This is a genomic window from Synechococcus sp. PCC 6312 (genome assembly GCF_000316685.1).
Lineage (GTDB): Bacteria > Cyanobacteriota > Cyanobacteriia > Thermosynechococcales > Thermosynechococcaceae > Pseudocalidococcus.
The window spans coordinates 2,463,121-2,487,058 of record NC_019680.1 but is presented as its reverse complement, the minus strand read 5'-3'; the positions used below and the strand labels follow the sequence as shown (position 1 = coordinate 2,487,058).

Annotated in this window: 21 protein-coding genes and 1 tRNA gene; 12 read left to right on the top strand and 10 right to left on the bottom strand. The window is 50.8% G+C overall.

Annotation, left to right across the window (positions count from 1 at the left end; genetic code table 11):
• Positions 1–35 precede the first annotated feature (35 nt).
• The 4 genes from SYN6312_RS12110 (at position 36) to SYN6312_RS18375 (ending at position 3,020) form a co-directional block, all read left to right on the top strand.
• Positions 36–386, top strand: a complete 351-nt coding sequence (locus SYN6312_RS12110; protein ID WP_015125175.1) for a TMEM165/GDT1 family protein — start codon at positions 36–38, stop codon at positions 384–386.
• Complete coding sequence (locus SYN6312_RS12105; protein ID WP_015125174.1) at positions 383–1,135, top strand: type 1 glutamine amidotransferase; 753 nt, start codon at positions 383–385, stop codon at positions 1,133–1,135. Before SYN6312_RS12110 ends, SYN6312_RS12105 begins: the two co-directional genes overlap by 4 nt.
• A gap of 43 nt (positions 1,136–1,178) precedes the next feature.
• Entirely contained in the window at positions 1,179–1,754 is a 576-nt protein-coding gene (locus tag SYN6312_RS12100; protein WP_015125173.1) for a hypothetical protein, read from the top strand.
• 405 nt (positions 1,755–2,159) lie between these two features.
• Positions 2,160–3,020, top strand: a complete 861-nt coding sequence (locus tag SYN6312_RS18375) for a hypothetical protein (protein ID WP_015125172.1) — start codon at positions 2,160–2,162, stop codon at positions 3,018–3,020.
• Positions 3,021–3,150: 130 nt separating this feature from the next.
• Here the strand turns inward: SYN6312_RS18375 and glmS are convergent, their stop codons facing one another.
• The 5 genes from glmS to SYN6312_RS12070 form a co-directional block, all read right to left on the bottom strand.
• A complete protein-coding gene (gene glmS / locus SYN6312_RS12090) occupies positions 3,151–5,046 on the bottom strand; it encodes a glutamine--fructose-6-phosphate transaminase (isomerizing) (RefSeq protein ID WP_015125171.1) in 1,896 nt (631 codons plus the stop codon).
• A 24-nt stretch (positions 5,047–5,070) separates the two neighbouring features.
• The gene (locus SYN6312_RS12085) at positions 5,071–5,499 is read right to left on the bottom strand and encodes a hypothetical protein (protein ID WP_015125170.1); all 429 of its coding nucleotides are present in this window, start codon (positions 5,497–5,499) and stop codon (positions 5,071–5,073) included.
• 151 nt (positions 5,500–5,650) lie between these two features.
• Positions 5,651–6,310, bottom strand: coding sequence for an ATP phosphoribosyltransferase (gene hisG, locus SYN6312_RS12080; protein WP_015125169.1), 660 nt, complete (start codon positions 6,308–6,310; stop codon positions 5,651–5,653).
• Positions 6,304–7,527: an ATP phosphoribosyltransferase regulatory subunit gene (locus SYN6312_RS12075; RefSeq protein WP_015125168.1), complete on the bottom strand. Its 1,224-nt coding sequence runs from the start codon at positions 7,525–7,527 to the stop codon at positions 6,304–6,306. Before SYN6312_RS12075 ends, hisG begins: the two co-directional genes overlap by 7 nt.
• A gap of 15 nt (positions 7,528–7,542) precedes the next feature.
• On the bottom strand, positions 7,543–8,493 hold the full coding sequence (locus tag SYN6312_RS12070) for a J domain-containing protein (protein WP_015125167.1): 951 nt from the start codon (positions 8,491–8,493) through the stop codon (positions 7,543–7,545).
• A gap of 203 nt (positions 8,494–8,696) precedes the next feature.
• On the opposite strand from SYN6312_RS12070, the gene SYN6312_RS12065 reads away from it, so the two are divergent.
• Positions 8,697–10,775, top strand: coding sequence for a hypothetical protein (locus tag SYN6312_RS12065; protein WP_015125166.1), 2,079 nt, complete (start codon positions 8,697–8,699; stop codon positions 10,773–10,775).
• A gap of 4 nt (positions 10,776–10,779) precedes the next feature.
• On the opposite strand, the gene SYN6312_RS12060 is transcribed toward SYN6312_RS12065, so the two are convergent.
• Positions 10,780–11,619, bottom strand: a complete 840-nt coding sequence (locus SYN6312_RS12060; RefSeq protein ID WP_015125165.1) for a prohibitin family protein — start codon at positions 11,617–11,619, stop codon at positions 10,780–10,782.
• Between the two features lie 200 nt (positions 11,620–11,819).
• Between SYN6312_RS12060 and SYN6312_RS12055 the strand changes: the two genes are divergently transcribed.
• The 3 genes from SYN6312_RS12055 (at position 11,820) to SYN6312_RS12045 (ending at position 16,947) form a co-directional block, all read left to right on the top strand.
• Positions 11,820–14,342: a mannose-1-phosphate guanyltransferase gene (locus SYN6312_RS12055; RefSeq protein WP_015125164.1), complete on the top strand. Its 2,523-nt coding sequence runs from the start codon at positions 11,820–11,822 to the stop codon at positions 14,340–14,342.
• Positions 14,343–14,440: 98 nt separating this feature from the next.
• Positions 14,441–15,718 carry a phosphoribosylamine--glycine ligase gene (purD, locus tag SYN6312_RS12050; protein ID WP_015125163.1) on the top strand — a complete coding sequence of 426 codons (1,278 nt, stop codon included), beginning with the start codon at positions 14,441–14,443 and terminating at the stop codon, positions 15,716–15,718.
• Between the two features lie 92 nt (positions 15,719–15,810).
• Positions 15,811–16,947, top strand: coding sequence for a citrate synthase (locus tag SYN6312_RS12045; protein ID WP_015125162.1), 1,137 nt, complete (start codon positions 15,811–15,813; stop codon positions 16,945–16,947).
• Between the two features lie 11 nt (positions 16,948–16,958).
• On the opposite strand, the gene SYN6312_RS12040 is transcribed toward SYN6312_RS12045, so the two are convergent.
• From SYN6312_RS12040 to SYN6312_RS12030, 3 genes are all read right to left on the bottom strand, one after another.
• Positions 16,959–17,852, bottom strand: a complete 894-nt coding sequence (locus SYN6312_RS12040) for an alpha/beta fold hydrolase (RefSeq protein ID WP_015125161.1) — start codon at positions 17,850–17,852, stop codon at positions 16,959–16,961.
• Between the two features lie 91 nt (positions 17,853–17,943).
• Positions 17,944–19,293, bottom strand: a complete 1,350-nt coding sequence (locus tag SYN6312_RS12035; RefSeq protein WP_015125160.1) for an aminopeptidase P family protein — start codon at positions 19,291–19,293, stop codon at positions 17,944–17,946.
• Positions 19,294–19,295: 2 nt separating this feature from the next.
• On the bottom strand, positions 19,296–20,327 hold the full coding sequence (locus SYN6312_RS12030) for a hypothetical protein (protein WP_015125159.1): 1,032 nt from the start codon (positions 20,325–20,327) through the stop codon (positions 19,296–19,298).
• Between the two features lie 200 nt (positions 20,328–20,527).
• Here SYN6312_RS12030 and SYN6312_RS20120 point away from each other — a divergent pair, with 200 nt between their 5' ends.
• The 4 genes from SYN6312_RS20120 (at position 20,528) to SYN6312_RS12010 (ending at position 23,421) form a co-directional block, all read left to right on the top strand.
• Positions 20,528–20,938, top strand: coding sequence for a hypothetical protein (locus tag SYN6312_RS20120; RefSeq protein WP_015125158.1), 411 nt, complete (start codon positions 20,528–20,530; stop codon positions 20,936–20,938).
• Positions 20,939–21,026: 88 nt separating this feature from the next.
• The gene (gene murA, locus SYN6312_RS12020) at positions 21,027–22,340 is read left to right on the top strand and encodes a UDP-N-acetylglucosamine 1-carboxyvinyltransferase (protein WP_015125157.1); all 1,314 of its coding nucleotides are present in this window, start codon (positions 21,027–21,029) and stop codon (positions 22,338–22,340) included.
• Positions 22,341–22,376: 36 nt separating this feature from the next.
• Positions 22,377–22,718, top strand: a complete 342-nt coding sequence (locus SYN6312_RS12015; protein ID WP_015125156.1) for an Hpt domain-containing protein — start codon at positions 22,377–22,379, stop codon at positions 22,716–22,718.
• A gap of 4 nt (positions 22,719–22,722) precedes the next feature.
• The gene (locus SYN6312_RS12010) at positions 22,723–23,421 is read left to right on the top strand and encodes a DUF1995 family protein (RefSeq protein ID WP_015125155.1); all 699 of its coding nucleotides are present in this window, start codon (positions 22,723–22,725) and stop codon (positions 23,419–23,421) included.
• An 11-nt stretch (positions 23,422–23,432) separates the two neighbouring features.
• On the opposite strand, the gene SYN6312_RS12005 is transcribed toward SYN6312_RS12010, so the two are convergent.
• Positions 23,433–23,506, bottom strand: a tRNA-Met gene (locus SYN6312_RS12005).
• Between the last annotated feature and the right edge of the window lie 432 nt (positions 23,507–23,938).

Below are 23,938 nucleotides of genomic sequence, written 5' to 3'. Positions count from 1 at the left end.
TGGGAGTTAACGTTGGCCCGACAGAGGATGCAGTGATGAATTGGCAGCTATTGGGTGTCAGCTTTGTGATGGTTTTCCTTTCCGAATTAGGAGATAAAAGTCAATTAGCCGCAATTACCTTGGGGGGAAATGCCCGCTCTGCCCGATTAGCCTTTTTAGGGGTTGCCAGTGGCCTGGTGTTCACTAGTTTTTTAGGGGTACTCTTGGGCGGCCAAGTGTCGCGGATATTCCCGGCCCCACTGCTCAAATCTATTGCGGCAATTGGCTTTGCTCTCCTTGGATTGTATTTACTCTGGCGGCCGAGTCCTCCGCTGGTGATTGACTTGTCTTCAGAATCCGAGCCTAGCCCAGATGATCTCGCCTCATCCGAAATCTCAGCACTATGAATCGGAACTCTCTGCGGATTTTACTCCTCCAGGCCCGGAATGATCCCCCGACACAGCAAGAGGAACTAGCCGAATTTAGCCGCTACAGTGGTTTACGCCCGGATCAATTTACCGTTCTCAATGGGTTCGATCAGGCCGAGTTTCCCCCAACCGTGATTCACAGCCATCATGCTTTGTTTATTGGTGGCTCTAGTGATGCCAGTGTCCTCAAGCCGGATTTATATCCCTTTGTGCCCCCTTCCCAGGCCCTCATTCTTTATTGTCTTGAACAGCGAATCCCCGTCTTCGCCTCCTGTTTTGGCTTTCAATTAGCGGTGGAAGCTCTTGGTGGCCGGGTGATTTTAGACCGTGAGCATATGGAAATGGGCACTTACCCGATTTATCTCACGCCCAACGCCGAAGCAGATCCCCTCTGTCAAACCCTACCCGCGGAATTTTTAGCAATTTCTGGCCACCAAGAACGAGCCGTATCCCTCCCCCCCGAAGCAATTCACCTCGCCTATTCTCAGCTTTGTCCCTATCATGGGTTTACCTTGCCTGAGCAGCCTTTTTACGCCTTTCAGTTTCATCCCGAAGTTAATCGTGCAGATCTAATTGCCAGGATCAGTCGCTACTGTGAGCGCTATTTTGAGCATCCTGATTCCCTGCAAGACCTAGCTAACTCTGCCCAAGAAACCCCGATTGCCAACCAACTTATTGCCACCTTTGTGGATAGGATTTTGCTGAAGTCTCCCCAATTAACCCGTTAAGAATGGTAGGGTGCTGTAACTAGAAGTCGAGTCATCTACCGACATGGGTTTTTCTCCCTCTGATCTCTACAAAGCTACTGGTGATGAATACAATGCCCGTCTCCAAGCTCGTAATCGGGCCTTTTTGACCTTTATTACGGTCGCAACAACGATCTTTGGGGTATCCCTGGCTGATGCTAATTTTGCCTTTGCGAGTGTTGGTATTGGCTTTATTTCTCTCTCAATAAATTTATTGCTGATACATCATCAACGGGTCATGACTCAAATTCTACTGTACCAACAAATTCTGACTAGCCAACGGGAGTATAATTTTCCGATTTGGCATAAGTTTAATGCAGTTGAATTGGAACGGGCCCGCCGTTCGGAAGATTTTGCCTCTTTAGTGATTCACTTGATGTTTAATTTTGGTGGACTGGGCTATGCCTTCCTTCGGGGGATTCTGTTTCCGACTGCTACAACTATTCACATCGCCATTCGCTGGTTAATTTTTGGGGTTAGTTGTTTGGCCAGCCTGTATTCAATTTGGCTAGTCCTCCAAACCCCGCGCCAACGCCGTCATACCCTTTTGTCATACCCCTATGGCCCGGCTAGTCTTGATCAAGGACTACCTCGGTCTTAAATCTCGTTGATCCAAATCACAGGCCAGGCTGATATTGATCATATTCACCGCTAACGGTTCAACCTAATGTGAGAATATGAGTTCCCGGTAAAGATGTCCAATCCAAAAGCCCTAAATCCTCCGCCCCAAGTAACTTTTGGTAAATTGACACTTCTGTCTCTATGCCAATTGTTATCCTAGAAATAGGTCTGCTTGATCGGTCGAGTTAGTAATGATGTGTTTTCCCAGGCCTGTATCTATGTGACAGCGTTTCAGTCAATTGGTTTTATGCCGCTGGGGTAGGTCTTGGTTACTCAAGTTTTTCAGTTTTTTGCCGCGCATAATTTTTCGTTTCCCTAGTCAGGTTTTGGCTTTAACAACTTTAACATCAGAGCAATTTTCAGGTTTTAGGTAAGGTGGCTGATCATGATCACAGTGCAGTCTTTGGCCTCTGGGGTGCGGACTCCCTTAGCTGGATTAACGGCTATTTCTTTAGTAGTAACCGGGAGCTTAGTCTTTAATTCCTATTGGCCAGTCTTAGCTCAGCATGATGCACCAGGTTTAAGCGAGTCTTCCCCAGGCCAGCCCGCTCAGTCCACGACCCCAGCGGATCCAATTAATAGTCCCTTTCCCTTACCCTGGGCCTGGATTATTCAACAACAAAAATTAGCTGCGACCAGTCACCAAGCCCAAATCTATGCTCAGAAAACTGCAACGTTTATTTCTCCCGATGGTGTATATGAAGCCCAGGCCGAGTTAATCTTTCACGCCCACCCTAACTTTGCCGACAATCAACTCACCAGCACTCTGACAATTACCAACACCCACACCCAAGCAGTGCAACAATGGCAAAGCAGTAGTCTGATTGATCCAGAATTACGCCAAGACTTACCCCCTGATGGCGCGGGCTTAATTGCTGTTCTCTGGCCTGTGGGCTGGTCAGCATCCGGTGAGCAACTCCTGATTCGCAACTTTCAAGGCCTGTTTTCCACGGATTTTGCATCTGATGTAGCTGTGATTTGGTCTCGCCCCCAACAAACCCTAACCGCCGTCTGGCCGCAATCAGTAGAATACGATCATGCGACTCTTTTGGGTTGGAGTCAGGAGCAACCGGATCAAATCTTATTTCAGACCGCCACGATGGGAGAACCGAAAACCCAAGTTTGGGCCGTCAACCGCCAGCAGGAAATGTTAGCCAGGCCAAGTGACCGCCCCCAAGTCTATGGCCAAACCCTGACTCCCAACAGTCAAGCTCAATCTCCTGCGCTCCTATCTCCTCAGAAATAACTGGGGCAAAAATTAAGGACTACAGTCGTTTCCCTTAAGAATCAAACACAGAAATGCTTGAAAGCATCAGCAGTTGAACTCTTGAGTGTCTCACTTTTGGCAGAAATGACTATCAGTTACCAAGCCTAAGTTACTCAACCGTGACCGATTTAGCTAAATTACGCGGTTGATCCACATCCAGGCCCCGCCTTGCTGCAATGTGATAAGCCAGCAATTGCAAAGGAATCACCGTCAGAATCGGGGACAATAACTCATCGACTTCCGGCACAGGCAAGAGGGCATCAAAAGTATCGCGGGCATCCTGTTCTTCCATCGGTGTTACCCCAATTAAGCGCGCATCACGGGCCCGCGCTTCTTGGGCATTGGAGAGAACCTTCTCAAAAACGCTCCCCGGCATCGCAATCGTCACCACCGGAACTTTCGCATCGAGTAAGGCAATCGGCCCATGTTTCATTTCCCCGGCCGGATACCCTTCCGCATGGATATAGCTAATTTCCTTCAGTTTTAAGGCTCCCTCAAGAGCAATGGGGAAGTTAATGCCACGTCCAAGAAAAATAAAATCTTGAGTATCAGCAAAATCATGGGAAAGGGTTTCAATATAGCGTTCTTGACTTTCCAGAATTTGCTCGACTTGGGCTGGGAGTTGTCGCAGTTGATCGATGATTTCGCCTAAACGGGAGTTGTCAAGGGTTTGCCGTTGCCAGGCTAGATCCAAAGCCAACAAATAAAACGCTAATAACTGAGCCACGAAGGTTTTGGTCGCGGCCACACCAATTTCAATCCCAGCATGGGTATCAATCATCTCGGGGACAAGATGACCCAAACTACTTTCTGGCCGATTCGTAATTCCCAGCAGACGGGGTTGTAGCTCTGGCCTCAAATTAGCCCGGCGGTGTAGTTCCAACTCCAAAGCCGCTAAGGTATCAGCTGTTTCCCCGGATTGAGTCACCCCAATGGTGAGGGTATGGCGGGTAACGGGTGGTGGGGCATAGCGAAACTCAGACGCATATTGAACGCTGGTTGGAATTTGGGCTAACCCTTCTAAGAGATATTTACCCACTAATCCGGCGTGCCAACTCGTACCACAGGCCAATATCTGCACCTGCTCTAAATCAGCAAGGAGTACCTTAGGTAAGTTCAATTTAATCGGGCTAAAGTCGGCATTCGGTTGCCAATCATCCCGCAGGTAATATTCCAAACAGGTGCGGACAACCCCCGGCTGCTCGTAGATTTCTTTGAGCATATAGTGTTTGAAGCCCTGCTTTTCTACTAAAACCGGATTCCAATTCAGGGTGCGTGGGGTTTTACGGAGGCGTTGCCCAGAAAAGTCGTAAATCTCCGCTCCGGTCGGGCTTAAACAGGCAATTTCTCCGTTCTCGAGGGGTAAGACGGCCTGGGTATAGGGAACTAAGGCGGGAGTATCAGAGGCACAGAAAAATTCCCCTTCCCCAAAGCCCAAAACGAGAGGAGCTTGTTGACGGGCCACAACTAACTCATCGGGGAAATCGGCGGAAATCACGGCAATGGCAAAGGCTCCCTGGAGATGTTGAACCGCTTGCCGTACTGCGTCTAACAGGCCGTGATGATGACCGTCTGGGTCGGGAGCAGATGTTTTCAGAAAGTCAGCAATCAAATGGGGAATGACTTCTGTATCGGTATCCGAGGTAAAAACATAGCCTTTTGTCTTAAGTTCTTCCCGGAGTTCCCGATAGTTTTCAATAATCCCATTTTGCACAACAGCCAAGCGGCCACTGGCATCTCGGTGAGGATGGGCGTTATACTCCTCTGGTTTGCCGTGGGTGGCCCAGCGGGTGTGACCAATGCCAATACGCGCCGGCAAGTGGAGTTTTTCCAACTTTTCTTGGAGATTGTGGAGTTTGCCCTTGGCCCGAATACAGTGAAGTTCCCCTTCCCAGACGGCCGCAATGCCCGCTGAATCGTAGCCCCGATATTCTAGTTTGCGGAGGCCTTCTAACAGCACTTCCGCAGCCGGACGTGGGCCAATGTAGCCAACAATGCCACACATGAATGACTCCTTTGGAGAGGGGGTTTAACGCCGGGCGAAGTGGGGTAATTCAACTTGGACACGGCGTTGTGAACGGATGGGTTCAGCTTGCCAAGGACGAATGCCTAGCTCTCCATTTTGCCAGGCCGGGGTCAGTTGGGCCCAGTTGGTGGCATGGGGGAGGATGACGGGGTTGGTTTGCTTCCTGGCCAGCGCAGGTTTAAGGTTCGCTGGGGAAACAGGATTGACCAACTGGGCCTGGAGATAACGGACTTGGGCCCGTAAACGCCTAATTTCTGCTGCTTGTTGTTGAACCATGTCCCGTTCTTGCTCTAACTGGGTTTGGCTGTCCAAAGATGCCGTAGGCTCCGGTAGTTCTGAGGCAAAGGATTGCTCGAGTTGTTGCCGGGAATTGACCAGGGCAGCCCATTCCGGCTCGGTAACGTGAAATTTACGTTTTGGATTAAAGCTCATCACCACACACCACAAATACTAAAGACATTAGGAAGAAACAGATTGACCGCCCAACACTGCCCTAAACTATAGTCCTTTTTTTAAGAATTGTCACAGGGACACTGATTTGTAACAGAACATTACAGTTTTCTCTCAGAGTTGGCTGCCTTGACTACGGCTTAAGGGCTGACTCCATGCATTCATTGATCCCTAAAATCTCCTCAGCCCAGGCCCGGCATTGTTCACTGTCCAAACGGTAACTGAGGGGATGGGCAATGAGGCGGGCGGTGCTGTAAAACAACTGTTCTAGTTCAATTAGGCCATTGTCCTTCAGGGTACGCCCAGTGGAGACTAAATCCACAATGGCTTCTGCCATGCCTGTGAGCGGCCCCAATTCCACCGAACCAGACAAGGGAACGACTTCCACAGGCAAATCGAGGGCTTGAAAGTAATCGGCGGCACATTTGACAAATTTAGAGGCAACCCGGGCCTGGGGGGGCAGATCTCGGGCTGATTTGTAGGGACTGGTTTGCTTCACGGCCACCGATAACCGACAGCCCCCAAACTTCAGATCTGCAATTTGAGCCACCTGGGGCTGTTTTTCCTTCAGCACGTCATAGCCCACAATTCCCAATTGGGCCTGGCCATATTCGACATAGACTGGCACGTCTTGGGCCCGCACCAGTAACGCTCTGGCCTGGCCACTGGGGTCAAGAATTTGTAGTTGCCGGTGGGAACTATCCAAGAGGGCTGAAAAATCCAGGCCAATTGAACTGAGGGTTTTAATACTATCTTTCAGGAGCGCTCCCTTGGGCATGGCAATGGTTAACATGGCACGTTCTCCCGCTCACTGACAATTTCCACCGTTGGCTGACCTGCTTCATTCACCCAGGCAATGTAGGGAATCTGTTGGCGTTGGGCATAATCGCGCATTTCATCGGGGCTGAGGGGGGCTAAGGCAACTTCAGCGCGGACATCTCCTTCAATGCGGAGAGTATGGGCATGGGCAAAGCTGGCTTTCAGGGCTGGCTCTGATGTGGGAACGACTAACCATTGGCTTCGGGGTGGCTGTTGGGGTAATTGTCCTTGGCTGGCCAGGCTCTGTTGGAGGTTCTCCAAGTTAAAGACAAAACCGATACCGGGTTGAGATTCGGCTGACGGGCTATAGGTTCCGAGGAGTTGGTCATAGCGGCCTCCCTGGGCGACAACTCTAAGATCTCCTTCGGCATAGGCCACCACATCCCAAACAATGCCGGTGTAGTAGTCAAAGGTTTGAATCAGGCTTAAATCCAGCATGATCTTCAGTCTGTCACCAATAATCCCCAATAACTGAGCTAGGGCAGCGAGTCGTGCATTTCCGGCTTGATCTAGGGGCCAGGCCTGGAGTTTCGCCATCACCTGATCGGCGGGGCCCCGCATATTGAGTAAATCGAGGACTTTTTGACGGATCTCATCGGGCAGGGGTAATTCTAAGAGAGCAACCCGATCCAACTGGGCCAAATGATGGCGAATTTGCGGTTGCCAGGCCAGGGGAAAGGTGTTTAATAAACATTGGGTTAAACCTGCTTCTCCTAGTAAAACTGACCAGGCCTGGAGATGGAGGGTATCTAAACAGTCTTCTAGTAAGAACAAAATTTCTGCATCGGCCCGCAAGCCAGACCCCCCAATCAGTTCAACCCCGGCCTGGAAAAATTCCTGGCGACGGTTCAAGCCCTTAGTGCTAGCCCGGCGAAAGACATTGGCCTTGTAGTAGAGCCTTTGGGGTAAAGGGGTTCCAGCTAGGCGGGTGACGGCAGCGCGGGCAATGGATGCCGTTAATTCGGGCCGTAAGCCTAACCAATCCGATTCCGTATCCTGTAACTGCATCACCGTTTCCGGTCGAACTGCCCCTCCCGCCATTAATGTGTCTAATCGCTCCAGGGTCGGTGTCACAATTTCGTGATAACCCCAACGTTGAAAGGTTTGCTCAAGGTGGTGTTCAATCCAGCGTTGTTGGGCCACATCTAAGGGCAGTAAGTCGCGCCCACCCGTGGGAGGTTGATAAACCATAGTGTTCTGGCTATCCTACTTATCTTTCTTCTTAAATAAACTACCAAACAGACCCCCACTGGAGGGTTTTGGCGGAATCGTTTGCTTGGACTTTTGTTGGGCCCGTCGTTCGGCCTTGGTAATCGTCTCCATTCCTGTGACGGCCTGGCCTTCTTGGGGGTTAATTTTCAGGGCCTGGTTAAAATGAACCTTGGCCATTGTAATTTGTCCCTGCTTGAGATAGGTTTGCCCCATCAAGGCATGACAGCGACTACTGTTGGGATTGAGCTTGAGGGCATCCCGCAGTTCCTTAATGGCCTGTTGAAAACTATTTTTCCGAAAAAACTCCTCGGCTCGCCGATAGTATTGCTCCGTATATTGGTCAGTACCGCTTTGGGTTGACTTACTGGAGGAAACTGCTGTTGGGGGCGGAGAACTCGCTGGCATGGTCGGAGTCGGTGGTGTGGCACTGGTGACAGTCGGTTGAGGGACTGCGGTTGATCCAGTTGAACCCCCGTGTTGTCGCCACAAAAGGGCTAGATTTAGCTCACTAATCTGTCCTGTAATAGCCACGCTCGCCGTTAAGTTTTCGTACTGCTGATTAGCCAATGTCTCTAGGGACAACAAATAAGTAGCTTCATAATCGGGGGCGGTCATGATTGCTGTTACGGCTGGATTCGATTGGTTTAAGGGAATTTGCCCATTCACCAACTGTTGTCCTAAGAGCCGGAGAATGACCTCATACTCCTCCCGCTGTTTTTCTTGGGTGAGAAGTTGATAAGCTGGGTTAACGAGTTTTGATAGAATTTGGCTAGCCAACTGCTGAGATTCATCATTACTACGACTATCTGGATGTAGGTTTCGGGCGATTTTTAAGTATTGCTTGCGAATCTGAGCAGCATCGGCTCCTAGGGGGAGTCCCAGAGCGGCATGATAGTCTTTGGCTGAATTGAATTTTCCCAGGCCCCGATTAATCTCAAAGGACATTGCTACACTCAAGCTCTGTGATGGGATATCGCAACTGAAGTCTCTGCACCCCAATCTATCAAATCATACCGCTCCCCAACTAGATACATACTCCCAGATCAGCGGAGGGTTAAATGATACTCCTCCTGCCTCGATGGCCTACTCCATGTCAGCTTAGGTTAAGGTAATTTTCAGCCAGGCCCAGCTACCTGAAAGTAACAGTTATGTCCAGTACCTCAGAACTCGCCCCTGCTCTTTGGATTCGTGGGGGAGTTCAGTCCGGCAAAACCACCCGCTTGGTGAGGGAATTAAAAACGTGGATGAACCAGGCCCAACTCCCGGGCGCGCCTGCCTATCCACGGCGGGGAGAACTGGCCCGCAAGGTTTTGATGATGGCGGCCAATGCCGAAAATGGGCAGCGGTTACGGGAACGGATTCATCAAACCATTGGCCTGGGCCTCCCGTTAACGGTCACGACCCCCCTGGGCTTTTTCCCGGAAGAGGTGATTTTGTTTTGGCCCTTAATTGTTCAACATTTAAATATTCCTGGCCTAATGCCTGTGCGGTTGCAGGCGGAAACAGAGCAGTATTTAGCCCTGAAATTATGGTCACCCGAGTTAGACACAGGGGTATTTCGCTCCATTTCGGAATCAGCCCCCCTTGTTGTTCAAAATTTGATTAACTTGATGGAGCTGGCGGCTTTTGCGGGGTTGCCGTTGACTGGATTGGGGGAGTTGCTGGTCAATCGGGCGGACTATGATCCAGACTTGGGAGCGGCTGTCACCCAAGCCATTTTGCAGTGGCGGAGTTGGTGTTTGGCGCGGGGCCTGTTGACCTACGGGATTTTATTGGAGTTGTATGGCCAAGTTCTCCTCCCCCAAGCCCATTACCAGGCCCAACTGCGCCAACGCTATGATGCGGTCTTAGCCGATGATCTGGATAATTACCCGGCCCTCGCCCGAGATTTGTTCCAGGTTTTATTAGCCCAAGGGGTGAGGGGGGTATTTACCTTTAATCCGGCCGGTGGGTGTCGGCTGGGCCTGGGAGCAGATCCCGATTGCTTGGCCGGTTTAGCGGATTTTTGTCGGGTGGAAACTTTAGCAGACCTTAATCAATCTGTGTTGGGTTCGCAACCCCAGGCCCTGGTCTCCTATTGGTTGACGGATCCTCGCCCCCAACTCCCAGAAACTCTGCAATCTGTGCAGACTCCGTCCCGGATGCAGTTATTGACTACCGTTGCTGAAACCATCATCCAGGCCGTGCAGGCCAAAACCATCGCCCCGGCTGAGATTGCCATTGTTGGCCCCGGATTAGATGCCATTGCCCGCTACACCCTGAGTCAACTCCTGAGCCAGGCCGAAATTCCCCTCTATGCCCTCAATGACCAACGCCCCCTGATTAGTTCTCCCCTCGTGCGTGGAATTTTAACCCTGTTGTCCTTGATTTACCCAGAATGTGGGCGCGGCCTGGAGCGGGAAGCGATTGCGGAAATGTTGGTTGTCCTCTTTCAAGAAAAGGCCGAGATTGATCCCGTCCGGGCTGGGTTATTGGCAGATCATTGTTTTCGGCCAGATCCTGAGAACCCCAGTTTAATTGGAGCCACCGAGTTTTCCCGTTGGGATCGGTTAGGGTATCAAGCTTGCCAGGCCTATGAAGGGTTACGGACTTGGATTCAGGATCAACAAAATCAACTGGCGGATGTTCCCCGCAATCCCGTATTTATGATGGATCGGGCCATTCAGCGGTTTTTGTGGAGCCGCAACCTCAACTACAACCAAATCTTAGATCTGCGTAAACTTCTGGAAATTAGCCAGCACTACTGGGATGTCCAACGCCGTCTTGCTCAACACAGTACCGCCAGCAGCCCCGCCTATGGGGATTATCCCGCCGTTGCCACCTTTTTTCGCTTTATTCGCACCGCCCCCATCACCACCAATCCCCGCCTGCCCCGCCCAATTCCGGCTGTCACCCTCGCAACCACATTTCAATATCGCAATTCCCGCCTCAAACATCGCTGGCAGTTTTGGTTAGATGTCGGTGGGCCCCTGTGGCAAAATGGCGGTCTTGTGACTCGTTGGCAAAGTCCCTTACTCCTGCGCGCCCAAACGGGCGATCATGCGGAAATTTGGCATGATGAAATTGCCCGCTTGCAACGGTTATTGGTGGACTTAGGGAGTCGGGCCACGGAAAAAATTTATCTTTGCCATAGTGAACTGGCGGTCAATGGTCAAGAACAGTTGGGGCCGCTCCTGGGCCTGGTGGAGTTGGTCAATCCGGTGGCCGAGCCTTCAGCACCGCTGTAATAGCCTATTTTGTTGCATTGGGACTCGTCAGATTCAGTAAAAAGGGTAGATCATTCCCAGACCCCCCGAAAACCAAAACATCCGGGACTTGCGCGCCCCCTTCCCGCCAGGCCTCAATGGCTTCTTTTTGCAGGACTAATTGCCCCCCCGCACTTTTCAGGGTTTCAGCTAATAAACGTTGAGCTTCGGCTTTCCCTTGGGCCCGGTTAATCTCGGCTTGGGCCTCTTGTTCTGCTTCTTGGGCTACATAGACGGCGCGTTGGGCCCGCTGCTCGGCAATTTGTTTGTCTTCAACGGCCCGAGAAAACTCCCGGGAAAAGCTGAGGTTTACCACACTCGTATCCAAGACAATAATGCTGTACTTGGCCAGGCGTTGACTGAGGGCCAAATCAAAATCCATCTTCAGTTCTTCCCGTTTTGTAATCGCCTCTTCCGCCGTCCGCCGGGCCGCTGCGACTTTAAAGGACTCTTGGGTTTGGGGGGCAATAATTTTGGCGACAATGTTTTCTAATGTGCCTTGGGTCCGGCGAACCTTAACCACATCAATCGGATCGAGGCGGAAATTAATGGCGAAACTGGCCGTTAAATCCTGTAGATCACGGGTGGCACTTTCGGCAGGAACTTCAAACTTTTGGACGGTGACATCATAAATATCCACACGTGAGACAAAGGGAACTTTCCAATGCACTCCCTCTAAAAGCGGCACATCTTGGGCTTTCCCGGCAATGCTGAGCACCCCGGCCTGGCCTGGGTTAATGACAACAAAGGAGTTAAATAAAAATATCGCCCCGACCAAAATCGTAATACCAGCAAAGGATGTCAGCCAGTTTTTCAAATCAGACATAGACCATAGCCTCGCGTCTCACAGGGATAACTCGATTTAGAGCAGCCATGTAGCCGTTCCTTGACCCTTTGATTATGACCCGAGATTTCCGGTCAGACAGCCCAGCCAACAATTCATTAAGAATTAGAACAGTTCAGTAACATTTCCTAAGCTAAATTCTAGGATCTAGGCTGATAGGAACAGAGGGCCTGGAGGTGGTTATGCGGGCAGTCTTAATGGCCGGGGGAAGTGGAACGCGTTTACGTCCATTGACCTGTGAACTCCCCAAACCGATGGTGCCCTTGCTGAATCGGCCGATTGCGGAACATATTCTCAACCTGCTCCGGCGACATCAACTCACGGAAGTTATTATTACCCTCCACTACTTGCCTGATGTTGTCCGGGAATATTTTGGGGATGGCCATGAATTTGGCGTGGATATTACCTATGCGGTGGAAGAAGATTATCCTCTGGGAACAGCCGGTTGTGTTAAAAACATTGCCAGCTTGTTAACAGAAACCTTTTTCGTGGTCAGTGGAGATAGTGTTACTGATTTTGATTTGACTGCCGCACTGGCCTTTCACCGCCAGCACCAGGCCCCGGCTACCCTAGTTTTAACCTCTGTATCCAACCCGAAGGAATTTGGGGTCGTGATTACGGATGAACAGGGACGGATTAGCCGCTTTTTAGAAAAACCATCTCCTGGTGAAATTTTCTCGGATACAGTTAACACTGGAATTTATATTCTTGAACCTGAAGTCCTGGATTATCTACCCAGTGGCATTGAACGAGATTTTTCCAAAGACCTATTTCCACTCCTTCTCCAGTCCCAAATTCCCCTCTACGGCTATGTGGCTCAAGGCTATTGGTGTGATGTGGGTAGTCTGGAAACCTATCAACAAGTCCAATACGATGCCCTGCAAGAACGGGTGAAACTCGAGCCAGTTGGCCGAGAACTCTATCCGCAAATTTGGGTGGGTCATAACTCGATTATTCATCCGCGGGCTATTTTGCGCCCCCCCCTCTTGATTGGCCATAACTGCCGGGTTCAAGGGGATGTTTGCTTAGAAAGTGGCACGGTTTTGGGGGATAACGTGATCATCGGTAGCCGTTCCCATCTGAATCAGGCCATTGTTTGGGGGGGGAGTGTCATTGGTGAAGAGGGTGTTTTGGATAGCTGTATTATCGGGCGGCGGGTACGGGTGGATCGTCATGCCATTGTCCAGGAAGGGGCCGTGATTGGGTCGCGCACCCGGATTGGCGAAGAGAGTGTCATTGGGCGGGGGGTGCGGATTTGGCCGGGTAAACAGATTGAGGCGGGGGCAAGGGTTAATCAAAGCTTGATTTGGGGTAGCACCGGACAACGGAATCTATTCGGCTATCAAGGGGTAGCGGGCCTGGCCAACGTGGATATTACCCCAGAGTTTGCGGTGCGGTTAGCGGCAGCCTATGCGTCTACATTGGAACCCGGCACCAGCGTCTTAATTTCTCGAGATCAGCGCAGTGTATCCCGGATGATTGCCAATGCCCTAATCGCTGGGTTGATGTCCGTGGGGATCAATGTCTTATGCCTGGAAGCCATTGCCCTGCCCATTTCGCGGTTTGCGGTTCAGAGCCTTTCGGTTTGTGGCGGAATCCATGTGCGGCTGCATCCGGATCGGGATGAACAGTTGTTGATTGAGTTTTTTGATCACAAGGGCATTAATCTTAACCAGACCAAGCAGCGGCAAATTGAAACGGCCTATTTTCGCGAAGATATGCGGCGGGTTAGTTTCACGGATGTTGGCCGCATTACCTATCCCAGTCAAATTGTTGAGATCTACGCCCAAGGGTTTGGGAAATGGTTGAATACCCAGGCCCTCCAGCAATATGAATGCAAAATTGTCCTTGACTATGCCTATGCGGTTTCTGGGGCCGTCTTACCAGAACTGCTGAATAAATTTGGCTCCGATGTAGTTGTCCTGAATGCGACTGTGCATCAAACCCCCCCGAATACCGAGGAACGCCAAGGCCTGCTCCAGGAACTCGGACAAGTGGTGCAAGCGATTCAGGCCAATTTGGGGGTACAGGTTTCTGCCAATGGTGAGCGATTAACCCTCGTTGACGATAGAGGCCAGACCATTGTCGGGGAAGAATTGACAGCATTGATGGCCGATTTAGTTCTGTCTGCCTATCCAGGGGGGACGGTGATTATCCCGGTACATATTTCCAGTGCTATTGAGGTGATTGCCCGGAAACATGGGGGGAGTGTCATGCGGACTCGAGCCAATCCCACCGACCTGATGGAAGCCTGTCAGAAACAAGTGGGGGCCGTGTTGGGGGGCAGTGCTGAGACGGGGTTTATTTTTCCCCAACTCCATCCCGGCTATGATGCCATGTTCAGTATTGCCAAGCTGATGGAAATGCTCGCCCTGCGCCAACAACCCCTGAGTGAGATTCGTCAGAACTTACCCCAGGTTTTCCATACCCACCAGGCCCTGCGCTGTCCCTGGATTGCGAAAGGATCTTTGATGCGGCATTTAGTCGAAACCCATAGTCCCACTACCTTGAACTTGGTGGATGGAGTAAAAATTCTCCACCGTGATGGGAACGATTGGGTCTTGGTCTTACCTGATGCGAGTGAGCCATTGGTGCATTTGTTTGTCAATGGGCGAGAACAGGCCTGGACTGAGCAGATGAATCACGACTACAGGCAACGTATTCATGAGTTTGCCCATTTAGAACCCAGTGAGATTGGAGTATGAAAATCCCCACCCAATAAACTTATCCCCTAGGGCATCAGCCTTGCTCCTGGGCCTGTGGCACAATTTCCTAGGAGTCACATCAGGGTAGGGCGCAGCTTGTGAAAATTATTGTCGTGGGTAGTGGGGGGCGAGAACACGCCTTGGCCTGGGCTTTACTGAAATCAGCCGAAGTCACCCAAATCTATTGTTGTCCGGGGAATGGCGGAACAGCTACTCTCGAACGCTGTCAAAATATCCCCATCCAGGCCACGGATTTAGTTGACATTACCCAGTTAGCCTTAGATGAACAGGTGGGCTTAGTAGTGGTTGGTCCAGAGGTTCCCCTGGCCTTGGGATTAGTGGATCGGTTGCAAGCTGTGGGGATTCCTGCCTTTGGTCCCACTCAAGCCGGAGCCGAAATTGAAGCCAGCAAGGCCTGGGCAAAAGACTTGATGACCGAAGCCAAAATTCCCACGGCCCAAGCGGCTGTTTTTACCACTGAAACGGAGGCTATCCATTATGTTCGCGAGCAAACGGCCCCAATTGTAGTTAAAGCGGATGGCCTGGCGGCGGGGAAGGGAGTCACAGTAGCCCATTCAATGACTGAGGCCATTGAAGCGATTGAAGCGGCATTTGGGGGTGAGTTTGGCACTGCGGGGAGTCGTGTTGTGATTGAAGACTGTTTACAAGGCCAAGAAATTTCTGTCCTCGCCCTCACGGATGGCCAAGTCATTCGCCCGCTCCTGCCGGCCCAAGACCATAAACGCATTGGGGAAGGGGATACGGGGCCCAATACAGGGGGAATGGGAGCCTATGCCCCGGTGCCTTGGGTGAGTACCGCCTTAAGGGACAAGATTCAAACCCGGATTCTCGAACCCGCCCTAAACGCCCTCCAGGCCAGGGGGATTGACTATCGAGGGGTACTTTACGCCGGCCTAATGATTACTCCAGAAGGCGATCCCTATGTGATTGAATTTAATTGCCGCTTTGGTGATCCAGAAACCCAAGTGGTCTTGCCGCTGTTGGAAACTCCCCTCTTGGATTTGCTCTTGGCCTGTGTCAATGGCACCTTGGCAGAATTAGGAGAGTTGGCCTGGGCTGATCAAATGGCCACAGGTGTGGTGATGGCAGCGGGGGGATATCCGGGGCATTTTACAAAGGGGGATGAAATTACCGGGATTGAGGCCGCAAACTCCCAGGCCCTCGTGTTCCAGGCCGGGACAAGGGCAGCGAATGGGCAACTGTTTACGGATGGTGGGCGAGTCTTAACAGTGGTTGGTTGTGGGCATGATGTTAAGGAAGCCTTGGCCCAAACCTATGGTGGAGTAGCCCAGATTCAGTTTCATAATGCCTACTTTCGGCGGGACATTGGCCATCGGTTAACCGCTACTTCCTAAAATCTGCCCTAAAATATGGCTAAATCCTTGGGGAAAATCTACCGAGGGTAATTTGCATGGTCAGTTTGTTGTTATCCCGAAAGGACAGTTCAATGGTTGCTTGTGAATATCGCCCAGGCCTGGAAGGAATTCCGGCAGCACAGTCCAGCGTCAGTTTTGTGGATGGTCAAGTCGGGCGGTTGGAATATCGCGGCATCCCGATTCAAGAACTGGCCGAAAAAAGCACCTTTCTGGAAACCTCCTACCTCCTCATTTGGGGCAAACTGCCAACGGCCGAGGAGCTACGGGATTTTTGTTATGAAATTCAATACCATCGCCGGGTTAAGTACCGCATCCGCGACATGATGAAGTGCTTCCCGGAAAGTGGCCACCCCATGGATGCCCTCCAGGCCTCGGCAGCGGCATTGGGCCTGTTCTATTCCCGGCGGGCGTTAGATGATCCGGCCTATATCCGGGCGGCAGTAGTACGCTTGTTAGCGAAAATTCCGACTATGGTGGCGGCCTTTCAACTGATTCGCAAAGGAAATGATCCCGTCACCCCCAAGGATGATCTCGACTACGCCGCTAATTTTCTTTATATGTTGAGTGAACGCGAGCCGGATCCCTTTGCCGCTCATATTTTTGATACCTGCTTGACTCTTCATGCTGAACACACCATGAATGCCTCGACTTTTTCGGCCCGGGTGACAGCATCCACCTTGACAGATCCCTATGCGATTGTGGCTTCAGCAGTGGGGACTTTGGCGGGGCCGTTACATGGCGGCGCGAATGAAGAAGTGATTGAAATGCTGGAGCAAATTGGCAGTGTCGAAAAGGTGCGCCCCTTTGTGGATGATTGTTTAGCGCGCAAGGCAAAAATTCCCGGTTTTGGGCATCGGGTCTATAAGGTGAAGGATCCGCGGGCCACTATCCTGCAAAAATTGGCAGAGGATTTGTTTGCTCGCTTTGGCAGTGATATGTACTACGACATTGCCCTAGAACTGGAGCAAATTGTTAGTCAGGAACTGGGGCCCAAGGGTATTTATCCCAATGTGGACTTCTATTCAGGGCTGGTTTATCGCCGCTTAGGAATTCCCAATGATTTGTTTACCCCTGTGTTTGCCATTGCCCGGGTAGCGGGGTGGTTAGCCCACTGGAAAGAACAGTTAGAAGCGAATCGGATTTATCGTCCAACCCAAGTTTATGCAGGTCAACATGACCAGGCCTATGTTCCCATTGAAGCCCGCTAGTACCTAAATCTCTAAACTGTGGGAAGTTGCGCTAGCCAGTTAATCACCAGGGAATTGACTTGTTCGGGCCGCTCATCGTGGGGACAATGGCCGGTTTCCGGGAGGGTAATAAATTCCACAGGATGTTCTTCCCCCCAGGCCTGGAAAATATCGCCCCCTTTCACTGGAGTCCACGGATCCGCCTCTCCCCACAACACCAGCATCGGAATGTTGATTTGAGGTAATAGTTCCGCAATTCGGGGGCCGGGAGGGGCGGCTAAAATCCGGGCAAAGACGTTTTGGGCATTGGGGTCACAGGAGGGACGGTAAAGAATCTCGACTAACTCATCGGTAATGGCCGCTCGGTTGCCATAGACCTGTTTGAGGGTATTCCGAATCCGTTGGGGTTGGCGGACTTGGTTAAAAATAAAGGTTCCCAGGCCTGGGGTTGCGACTAACTTTGTAAACCCGCTCATCACCCAATTCAGGGGCCAATGGAGTTCTTCCGGCCGATGATTAAGTCCCCCAGCACAGTTGAGTAATATCAGGCCTTGGGTCATTTCCGGGGCCTGGGCTGCTACGGTCAGGGAAATTAAGCCACCAATGGAGTTCCCCACCCACACCGCCGGAGTCTGAATCTGGGCCTGCCAAAACTCCTGTAACATCTCGGCCCAAAGTTCAATGCTGTAATCCACATCTGGCTTATCTGAATCCCCAAACCCCAATAAATCCAAAGCAAAAACCTTATAGCCAGCTGTCACCCAGGCCGGGATGTTCTGCCGCCAATGCCCAATCGCCGCCCCAAATCCATGTACTAAGACGAGAGGTTGTCCTTCTCCCTGGACGGTGTAGTTAATGTGATAATCACGCCACTGCCAGGCCTGGGAGTTTTCGGAGGCTTTAACCGTTTCTACAAGGGATGTCATGGCTGAATATCCAAAATGTCCAAATTATGATGTCTTGTGTAAACCCTTTTTAGGATAACGAATTGTTAAAGGCAGATTTTCAGGATTAATCTTATTGCTCCGAAACAAAGGCTTCTAAATCAGGGAGATCGCGGGGCAAGGCCTGACTGAGTACCTGAAATCCTGTAGCAGTAACTAACACGTCATCCTCAATCCGCATCCCTTTAACATCAGCAAATTGACCTAAAACAGCCCAGTTAATCCATTGCCCCAGGCCAGGATCTAAACGCGCTTTTTCTAAGAGTTGTGGTATTTGGTAAAATCCCGGTTCAACCGTCACAACCATATTTTCTTGCAATGGCCGATGCAGACGTAGATATTGCCAACCGGGTTTGGGGCTGCGAGTTCGACCAGGAGCATATCCGGCTAAATCTCCCAAATCTTCCATATCATGCACGTCCAGGCCCAGTAAGTGACCAATCCCGTGGGGAAAGAAAACCGTAGCGACATCACCCGCTAATAAATCACTCAGATCACCCTGTAAAATTCCCAAAGCCAGCAACCCTTCTGTCATGACTCGCAAAGCAATCCCGTGAATATCCCAAAACTCCACTCCAGGTTTAATGGCGGCAATGGCCTGGGTTTGGGCGGCTAAGACCACTTCATAAATTGCCCGTTGAGTGCCAGAAAATTTCCCAGAAACCGGCCAAGTCCGAGTTATATCCGCTGCCCAGCCCGCCGGTGTTTCGGCCCCCAAATCTACGAGTAGCAAATCCCCAGGCCGGAGTGGGTGTGGTGAAAACTCTTGATGGAGAACTTGCCCTTGGGTGGTGACAATGCTGATGTAGGCGAGATTGAATTGATTGACCGCTACAACCTGTTCCATCCAGGCCCGGACTTTGGCTTCAGTTTTAGCGGTTGGTGTGGCTTTCATCCCGGCTTGGTGGGCCCGGATTGTTAACTCAATGGCCTGGGAAATCTCGGTTAGGGCAAGAGAATCATGGATGAGCCGCAGTTGAATGATTGCCTCGGCCAGTTCTAAATCACGACCACTCAGGGGAAACTCAACAGGGTGGTTAAGACAAGTGGCTTGATCAAGGCGATCACCGAGATTAACTAAGGGAATCGTGGCAGCGTTGGCAGTGAAGCGGAATAGTTCTGAATGGGGATAACTGGCCTGGGCCTGGAGTTGATCGGCCAATTGAGCACGGGTCGGGCTGTCTCCATGCCAAAGAGCAGCAGATTCCGGTAGTTCATCCCAAAAGAGAATTAAATTACCAGCTTCGAGATAAATTACGGCCTCGGCTAAGTTCAACCCGGTGAAATAGAGAAAATGACTACTGGCTCGAAATGGATAAGTATTAGCAGCAAAATTACGACTGACCCGACTCCCTGCCCAGAGTAACACCGGATGTGAACAGGTTTTCGCCAGGCCCCGCCGCCGTGCTAGTAAATCATTCACCCTTAAACCTCTGCTTCTAAAATAATCCGGTTCCCCGCCAGGCCAGAAATCCAAGGACTGGTTTGCCAGTTTTCTGTGAGTAAGAGTTGAATTAACTTGCTACTCCGTTGACTGGTCAAATTATCCTGTAACCCTAAATAATTACTAGCGGCATGGTGGCTATCTCGTTCCATCGTCTTAAACAGGCCATCTGAATTACTTAACAAATTTTGTAACTGGGCCTGGACATTATTCCACACTCCCATTTGCCGCATATTACTCAAGGACTCGGCCACCACATCTTGGCGATGCTGAATCAAAACCGTTTGTGGATGTAAAGCTGCTGGTAAATCCGCCCATAAAATCACCGGCCCATAGCCAACAATCCGCAGCATTTCCGCCCAGTTGGGGGAACCCTTCAACACTATCTCCACCATCCGACAAGCCAATGCCGTAATAATTAACCCTTGACTGTGGGCGACAATAAAAATTTCCGCACCGGCCTGGATCCCCCGCAAAATCTCATAGGCTAACCTTAATGTCGGTCGCGGCGCACCCGGTGGTAATGTCCCGTAAATATAATTGGCAAACTCCAACCAACCCATTTTCTGAATAAACGGCAACTGCAACACGGCCTGCAAACTCGATAGGTTTTGTTCACTTAGGGGCAAGGTTAGTTTTCCTGGTAATAGGGTTTTCGCGATGCCTACCATATCAGCATCTGGAGCTAAGTCCTGCACACAAAGCGCATTGAGTAATTGCCCATAGGCCTGGAGTCGCTGTGCTGCTTCGGGAGTCATTTCCCCAGGCCAGTAGCGATAGAGTTCCGCCTTTCCCAATAAGCTTTCTAGTAAATCGGCTTCAAACCCATGGGTCTGATTATGAATGCCATACATATCGAGGGGGTTGGCCTGGGTTAATTGGGCCAGTTGCTTTAGGTCTCGATATTGTCTATCTTGATCACTGGTTACGCCATTGACATGCAACAGCAAACGCCTGCGCCCAATTGCCGGGGCCTGGGCACATTTAAGGAGGTAGCCATCAACATCTTTCATAGTCAAAACTAATTTTAGTCCCAGATCAGGGGAGTTCCCAAGTATCAGTGATTTGGATCACAATAATACCCCCAAGGAATCAGGCATAATCAGAATTGACTCAGTACTATCCGAGTCATCAACAGGGAACACACAACGAGCCGGCAGACTTAATCTAGTTTGTCGGTTTTTTTTGAGTCCTCATTCACATCCTCGTACCTATGGCTGCGGCATCCTCTTTTTCCCAAAAAGTGACGGTTACTCTTGACCCGGCCCTCTATGCCCAACTTCAACAATGGCAACGTCAACACCATCTTCCCTCCACCGCCCAGGCCCTCCGACACATTCTTCAAGAGTATTTCCAGCCCACTACCCCAACTTGTCCAACTGTCCTGCAACGCCTGAATGCTTTGGAAACCGAACTGAATGATCTGAAAAAAGAACTCAAAACCGCCCTCAACCCGGAAGTCCCCCCCCTTGGCAATCTATCCTGGTTGGAACTAGAGGGCCTGGAACGATCACAACTAATTGCCTTGGCCAAACGACTGGGGCTGTATAGCTACAAACTCAATAACCAAGGCCTGCGTCGGGCCATCTTTACCGCCCAACATCAAGAATTACCCCCGATTTAGACAGGCTTCACATCATAAAAAATGCATAATTAGGCAGTCTTTCCGCTACAATTTGGGGGAACTTTACATTACTTTTTACGAAAACTATATGCCCCCACTGATTAACACCATTTCTCAGGATCAGCCCTATCTGCGGATTTACGGCGGACGACAACTGAGTGGTCACGTCAATATCAGTGGAGCCAAAAATTCGGCCTTGGTGTTGATGACTGGAGCCTTGTTAGCGGAAGATACCTGTCATTTTCACAACGTTCCTGCCTTGGCTGACATTAACCGGATGGGGGAAATTCTCCAGGCCCTGGGCGTACAGCTTTTCCCCTCTAAAGGCGGCCTCTCTCTCGACTCTCGCCATCTAACCTCAGCCCATGCTCCCTATGAACTGGTCAGTCAGTTACGGGCTAGTTTCTTTGCCATCGGCCCCCTCTTAGCTCGCCTGGGAACGGCCCGTGTGCCCTTACCGGGTGGCTGTGCCATTGGCGCGCGCCCCGTTGAACTTCATGTGCGGGGGTTACAAGCTATGGGAGCAGAAGTCCATATTGAGCATGGCATTGTTCAGGCCTACGCCCGCAAACTGAAAGGGGCGAAAATCTACCTCGACTATCCCAGTGTGGGGGCCACGGAAACGTTGATGATGGCCGCAACCTTGGCGGATGGGGAAACCATTATTGAAAATGCCGCCCAGGAACCGGAAGTTGTGGATTTGGCCAATTTCTGTCGCTCGATGGGGGCAAAAATTCGGGGGGCCGGGACAAACACTATTACGATTGTTGGGGTACAGAAACTCCACGGGACAGATTACGAGATCATTCCCGACCGGATTGAAACGGGGACGTTTTTGACCGCTGCGGCTATTACCCGTTCTGAAATTACCCTGGCCCCTGTTTTCCCAGATCACCTCACCCCAATCATTGCCAAATTGGAAGAAATGGGGGCGCAAATTGTTCAGGAGACCCCCAAAACTCTGCGCTTTATCCCGGCGGAAACTTATACCAGCACCGATATCGAGACCCTACCCTATCCAGGATTTCCCACCGATATGCAATCCCTCTTTATGGCCCTCATGACCATTGCCGAAGGAAATAGTATTTTTAGCGAAACGGTATTTGAAAATCGTTTTGGCCATGTCCCGGAATTGAATCGGATGGGGGCAGATATTCGGATTAAAGGCAACCATGCGGTGATTCGCGGCGTTCCCTTTTTATCCGGTGCGCCGGTGATGGGGACAGATCTGCGAGCCACAGCCGCTTTGGTGGTAGCCGGTCTCGCTGCCCAAGGAGAAACCCAAGTTTATGGTTTAACCCACTTAGATCGAGGCTATGAGGCCATTGAGGCCAAGCTCCAGCAACTGGGAGCCAAACTTGAGCGGGTGAATGGGGTACCCCAGGCCACGGCCGTACTTTAAGGTAGAACTATTGTCCTTGAAGTCGAGGTTTTGGACATGGAGTTGTCTCCGTTCATTGATTGGGACTATCTAGCGGAATTGTCGGGGGGGGATCGGGAGTTTGAACAAGAGTTACTCCTAACCTTTGTGGAAGATGCTCAAAGTCATTTAGGGGCGGCCCAAGCAGCGGTCACTCGCCAGGACTTAGAAGCAATGATGCGCGAGGCCCATCATTTAAAAGGCTCCAGTGGTAATGTCGGGGCCCATAGGATACAAACCTTAGCAGCGCAACTCGAATCCGAAGCCAAACAAGGTAGCCTAGACAATGCCCCAACACTCATCCGTGAAATGCAGACCATCTGTATAACCCTTGGGCAACAGATTGGAGTTAACTGGTAAGCCTATGACCGTGCCCACCAGTCTTGATGAAGTCATTAACCAGGCCAAAACCGCCACTCAGGTCGCCCTAGATGCTGGGATTAACCGAATTCAGATTGAAATACTCTTACCAGATTTACAAGTGATGCCCCTGGCCTGGAGCTATCTGGAACTGTTTCAAGATTTAGGCGTGCACCTAAAGGTCTTTTTTGCGGATGCAGGGGCAGCAGCCTTAGCCCGACGGGATTGGCAAAATCCGATTTTCTCGGTTCGAGGCGTGAATGAATTGCTTGAGCCTGTCCAAGACAGTGACCAGGCCTTTGTCTGCATTACTCCCTCCCCTGTTGAGGTGTCCTACATCGAACAAATGTGTAATGCTGCCGGAAATCGCCCATTTATTTTGCTGAACCCCAAACTCCAAGATGTGGCCATTGTTGGCATTGGCTATGCGGGACGACAGTTGCGGGAGCGATTCCTAAACACCCTGGAAACCGCTTATTACATCCGCCCCCTAGATGACACCACAGCCTTGTTACGGGCCTATCCGGGGGATTGGGAAATTTGGCGCGATGTGAACGGTGAATATCAACGTCTCGGAGCAACTCCAGCCAAGCCCAGTGGGGAGCAGATTGATAAAGTCCTCTATGGGGAACAGGCAGAAACCCCTGGGGGGGGGGGCTTTTTCGCCAGTATGCAGCGATTTCTCAAGGCATTACAGCAATAGGTTTGAATATATGGCTCTGATGTGACTTGAACACATGACCTTGGGCTTATGAGTCCCCTGCTCTAACCAACTGAGCTACAGAGCCGAAAATTTGCATTTTTAATCATAACGCAGCTAGGGACTTCAACAACAGTGCTTTGAAAGTAGGGTGGGTTAGGCGGGCTGTTCTGGCTCGAAAATAACTCAGAAACCCCATCAGCAAGATCATTTTCAACTCGCCCCTATCTAAGCTCCCAAGGGGAATTAAGATACAGACCTATCGCGTTACCCAGACTGTTCTGAGAGAGTAGAAATCTTAAAAAGACTGCCCATAAAGCATTTTCTGACTTGTCCTAATATGAGTCCTAAATGAGTAACGCTATAGCCAATGCCCAAGAAATACTGTCTCTCTTGGTTGGAATGTAGAGTCTTCACCCAACCCAGTTGCGTCCCTAAGTTAGAATTAACCTACCCAATAGCAGATCGGGGTCAAACAGACCGCCAGAGCCTGGGACATACTGATCCTGTTAGTTGGGGT

Coding starts and splice junctions, on each gene's coding strand:
- SYN6312_RS12045 (WP_015125162.1), top strand. CDS start 15,811: ATGGTTGCTTGTGAATATCGCCCAGGCCTGGAAGGAATTCCGGCAGCA.
- SYN6312_RS12055 (WP_015125164.1), top strand. CDS start 11,820: ATGCGGGCAGTCTTAATGGCCGGGGGAAGTGGAACGCGTTTACGTCCA.
- SYN6312_RS12100 (WP_015125173.1), top strand. CDS start 1,179: ATGGGTTTTTCTCCCTCTGATCTCTACAAAGCTACTGGTGATGAATAC.
- SYN6312_RS12105 (WP_015125174.1), top strand. CDS start 383: ATGAATCGGAACTCTCTGCGGATTTTACTCCTCCAGGCCCGGAATGAT.
- SYN6312_RS12015 (WP_015125156.1), top strand. CDS start 22,377: ATGGAGTTGTCTCCGTTCATTGATTGGGACTATCTAGCGGAATTGTCG.
- SYN6312_RS12060 (WP_015125165.1), bottom strand. CDS start 11,619: ATGTCTGATTTGAAAAACTGGCTGACATCCTTTGCTGGTATTACGATT.
- SYN6312_RS12110 (WP_015125175.1), top strand. CDS start 36: ATGAATTGGCAGCTATTGGGTGTCAGCTTTGTGATGGTTTTCCTTTCC.
- SYN6312_RS18375 (WP_015125172.1), top strand. CDS start 2,160: ATGATCACAGTGCAGTCTTTGGCCTCTGGGGTGCGGACTCCCTTAGCT.
- SYN6312_RS12075 (WP_015125168.1), bottom strand. CDS start 7,527: ATGGTTTATCAACCTCCCACGGGTGGGCGCGACTTACTGCCCTTAGAT.
- SYN6312_RS12010 (WP_015125155.1), top strand. CDS start 22,723: ATGACCGTGCCCACCAGTCTTGATGAAGTCATTAACCAGGCCAAAACC.
- glmS (WP_015125171.1), bottom strand. CDS start 5,046: ATGTGTGGCATTGTTGGCTACATTGGCCCACGTCCGGCTGCGGAAGTG.
- SYN6312_RS12085 (WP_015125170.1), bottom strand. CDS start 5,499: ATGAGCTTTAATCCAAAACGTAAATTTCACGTTACCGAGCCGGAATGG.
- SYN6312_RS12030 (WP_015125159.1), bottom strand. CDS start 20,327: ATGAAAGATGTTGATGGCTACCTCCTTAAATGTGCCCAGGCCCCGGCA.
- murA (WP_015125157.1), top strand. CDS start 21,027: ATGCCCCCACTGATTAACACCATTTCTCAGGATCAGCCCTATCTGCGG.
- SYN6312_RS12065 (WP_015125166.1), top strand. CDS start 8,697: ATGTCCAGTACCTCAGAACTCGCCCCTGCTCTTTGGATTCGTGGGGGA.
- SYN6312_RS20120 (WP_015125158.1), top strand. CDS start 20,528: ATGGCTGCGGCATCCTCTTTTTCCCAAAAAGTGACGGTTACTCTTGAC.
- SYN6312_RS12040 (WP_015125161.1), bottom strand. CDS start 17,852: ATGACATCCCTTGTAGAAACGGTTAAAGCCTCCGAAAACTCCCAGGCC.
- hisG (WP_015125169.1), bottom strand. CDS start 6,310: ATGTTAACCATTGCCATGCCCAAGGGAGCGCTCCTGAAAGATAGTATT.
- SYN6312_RS12070 (WP_015125167.1), bottom strand. CDS start 8,493: ATGTCCTTTGAGATTAATCGGGGCCTGGGAAAATTCAATTCAGCCAAA.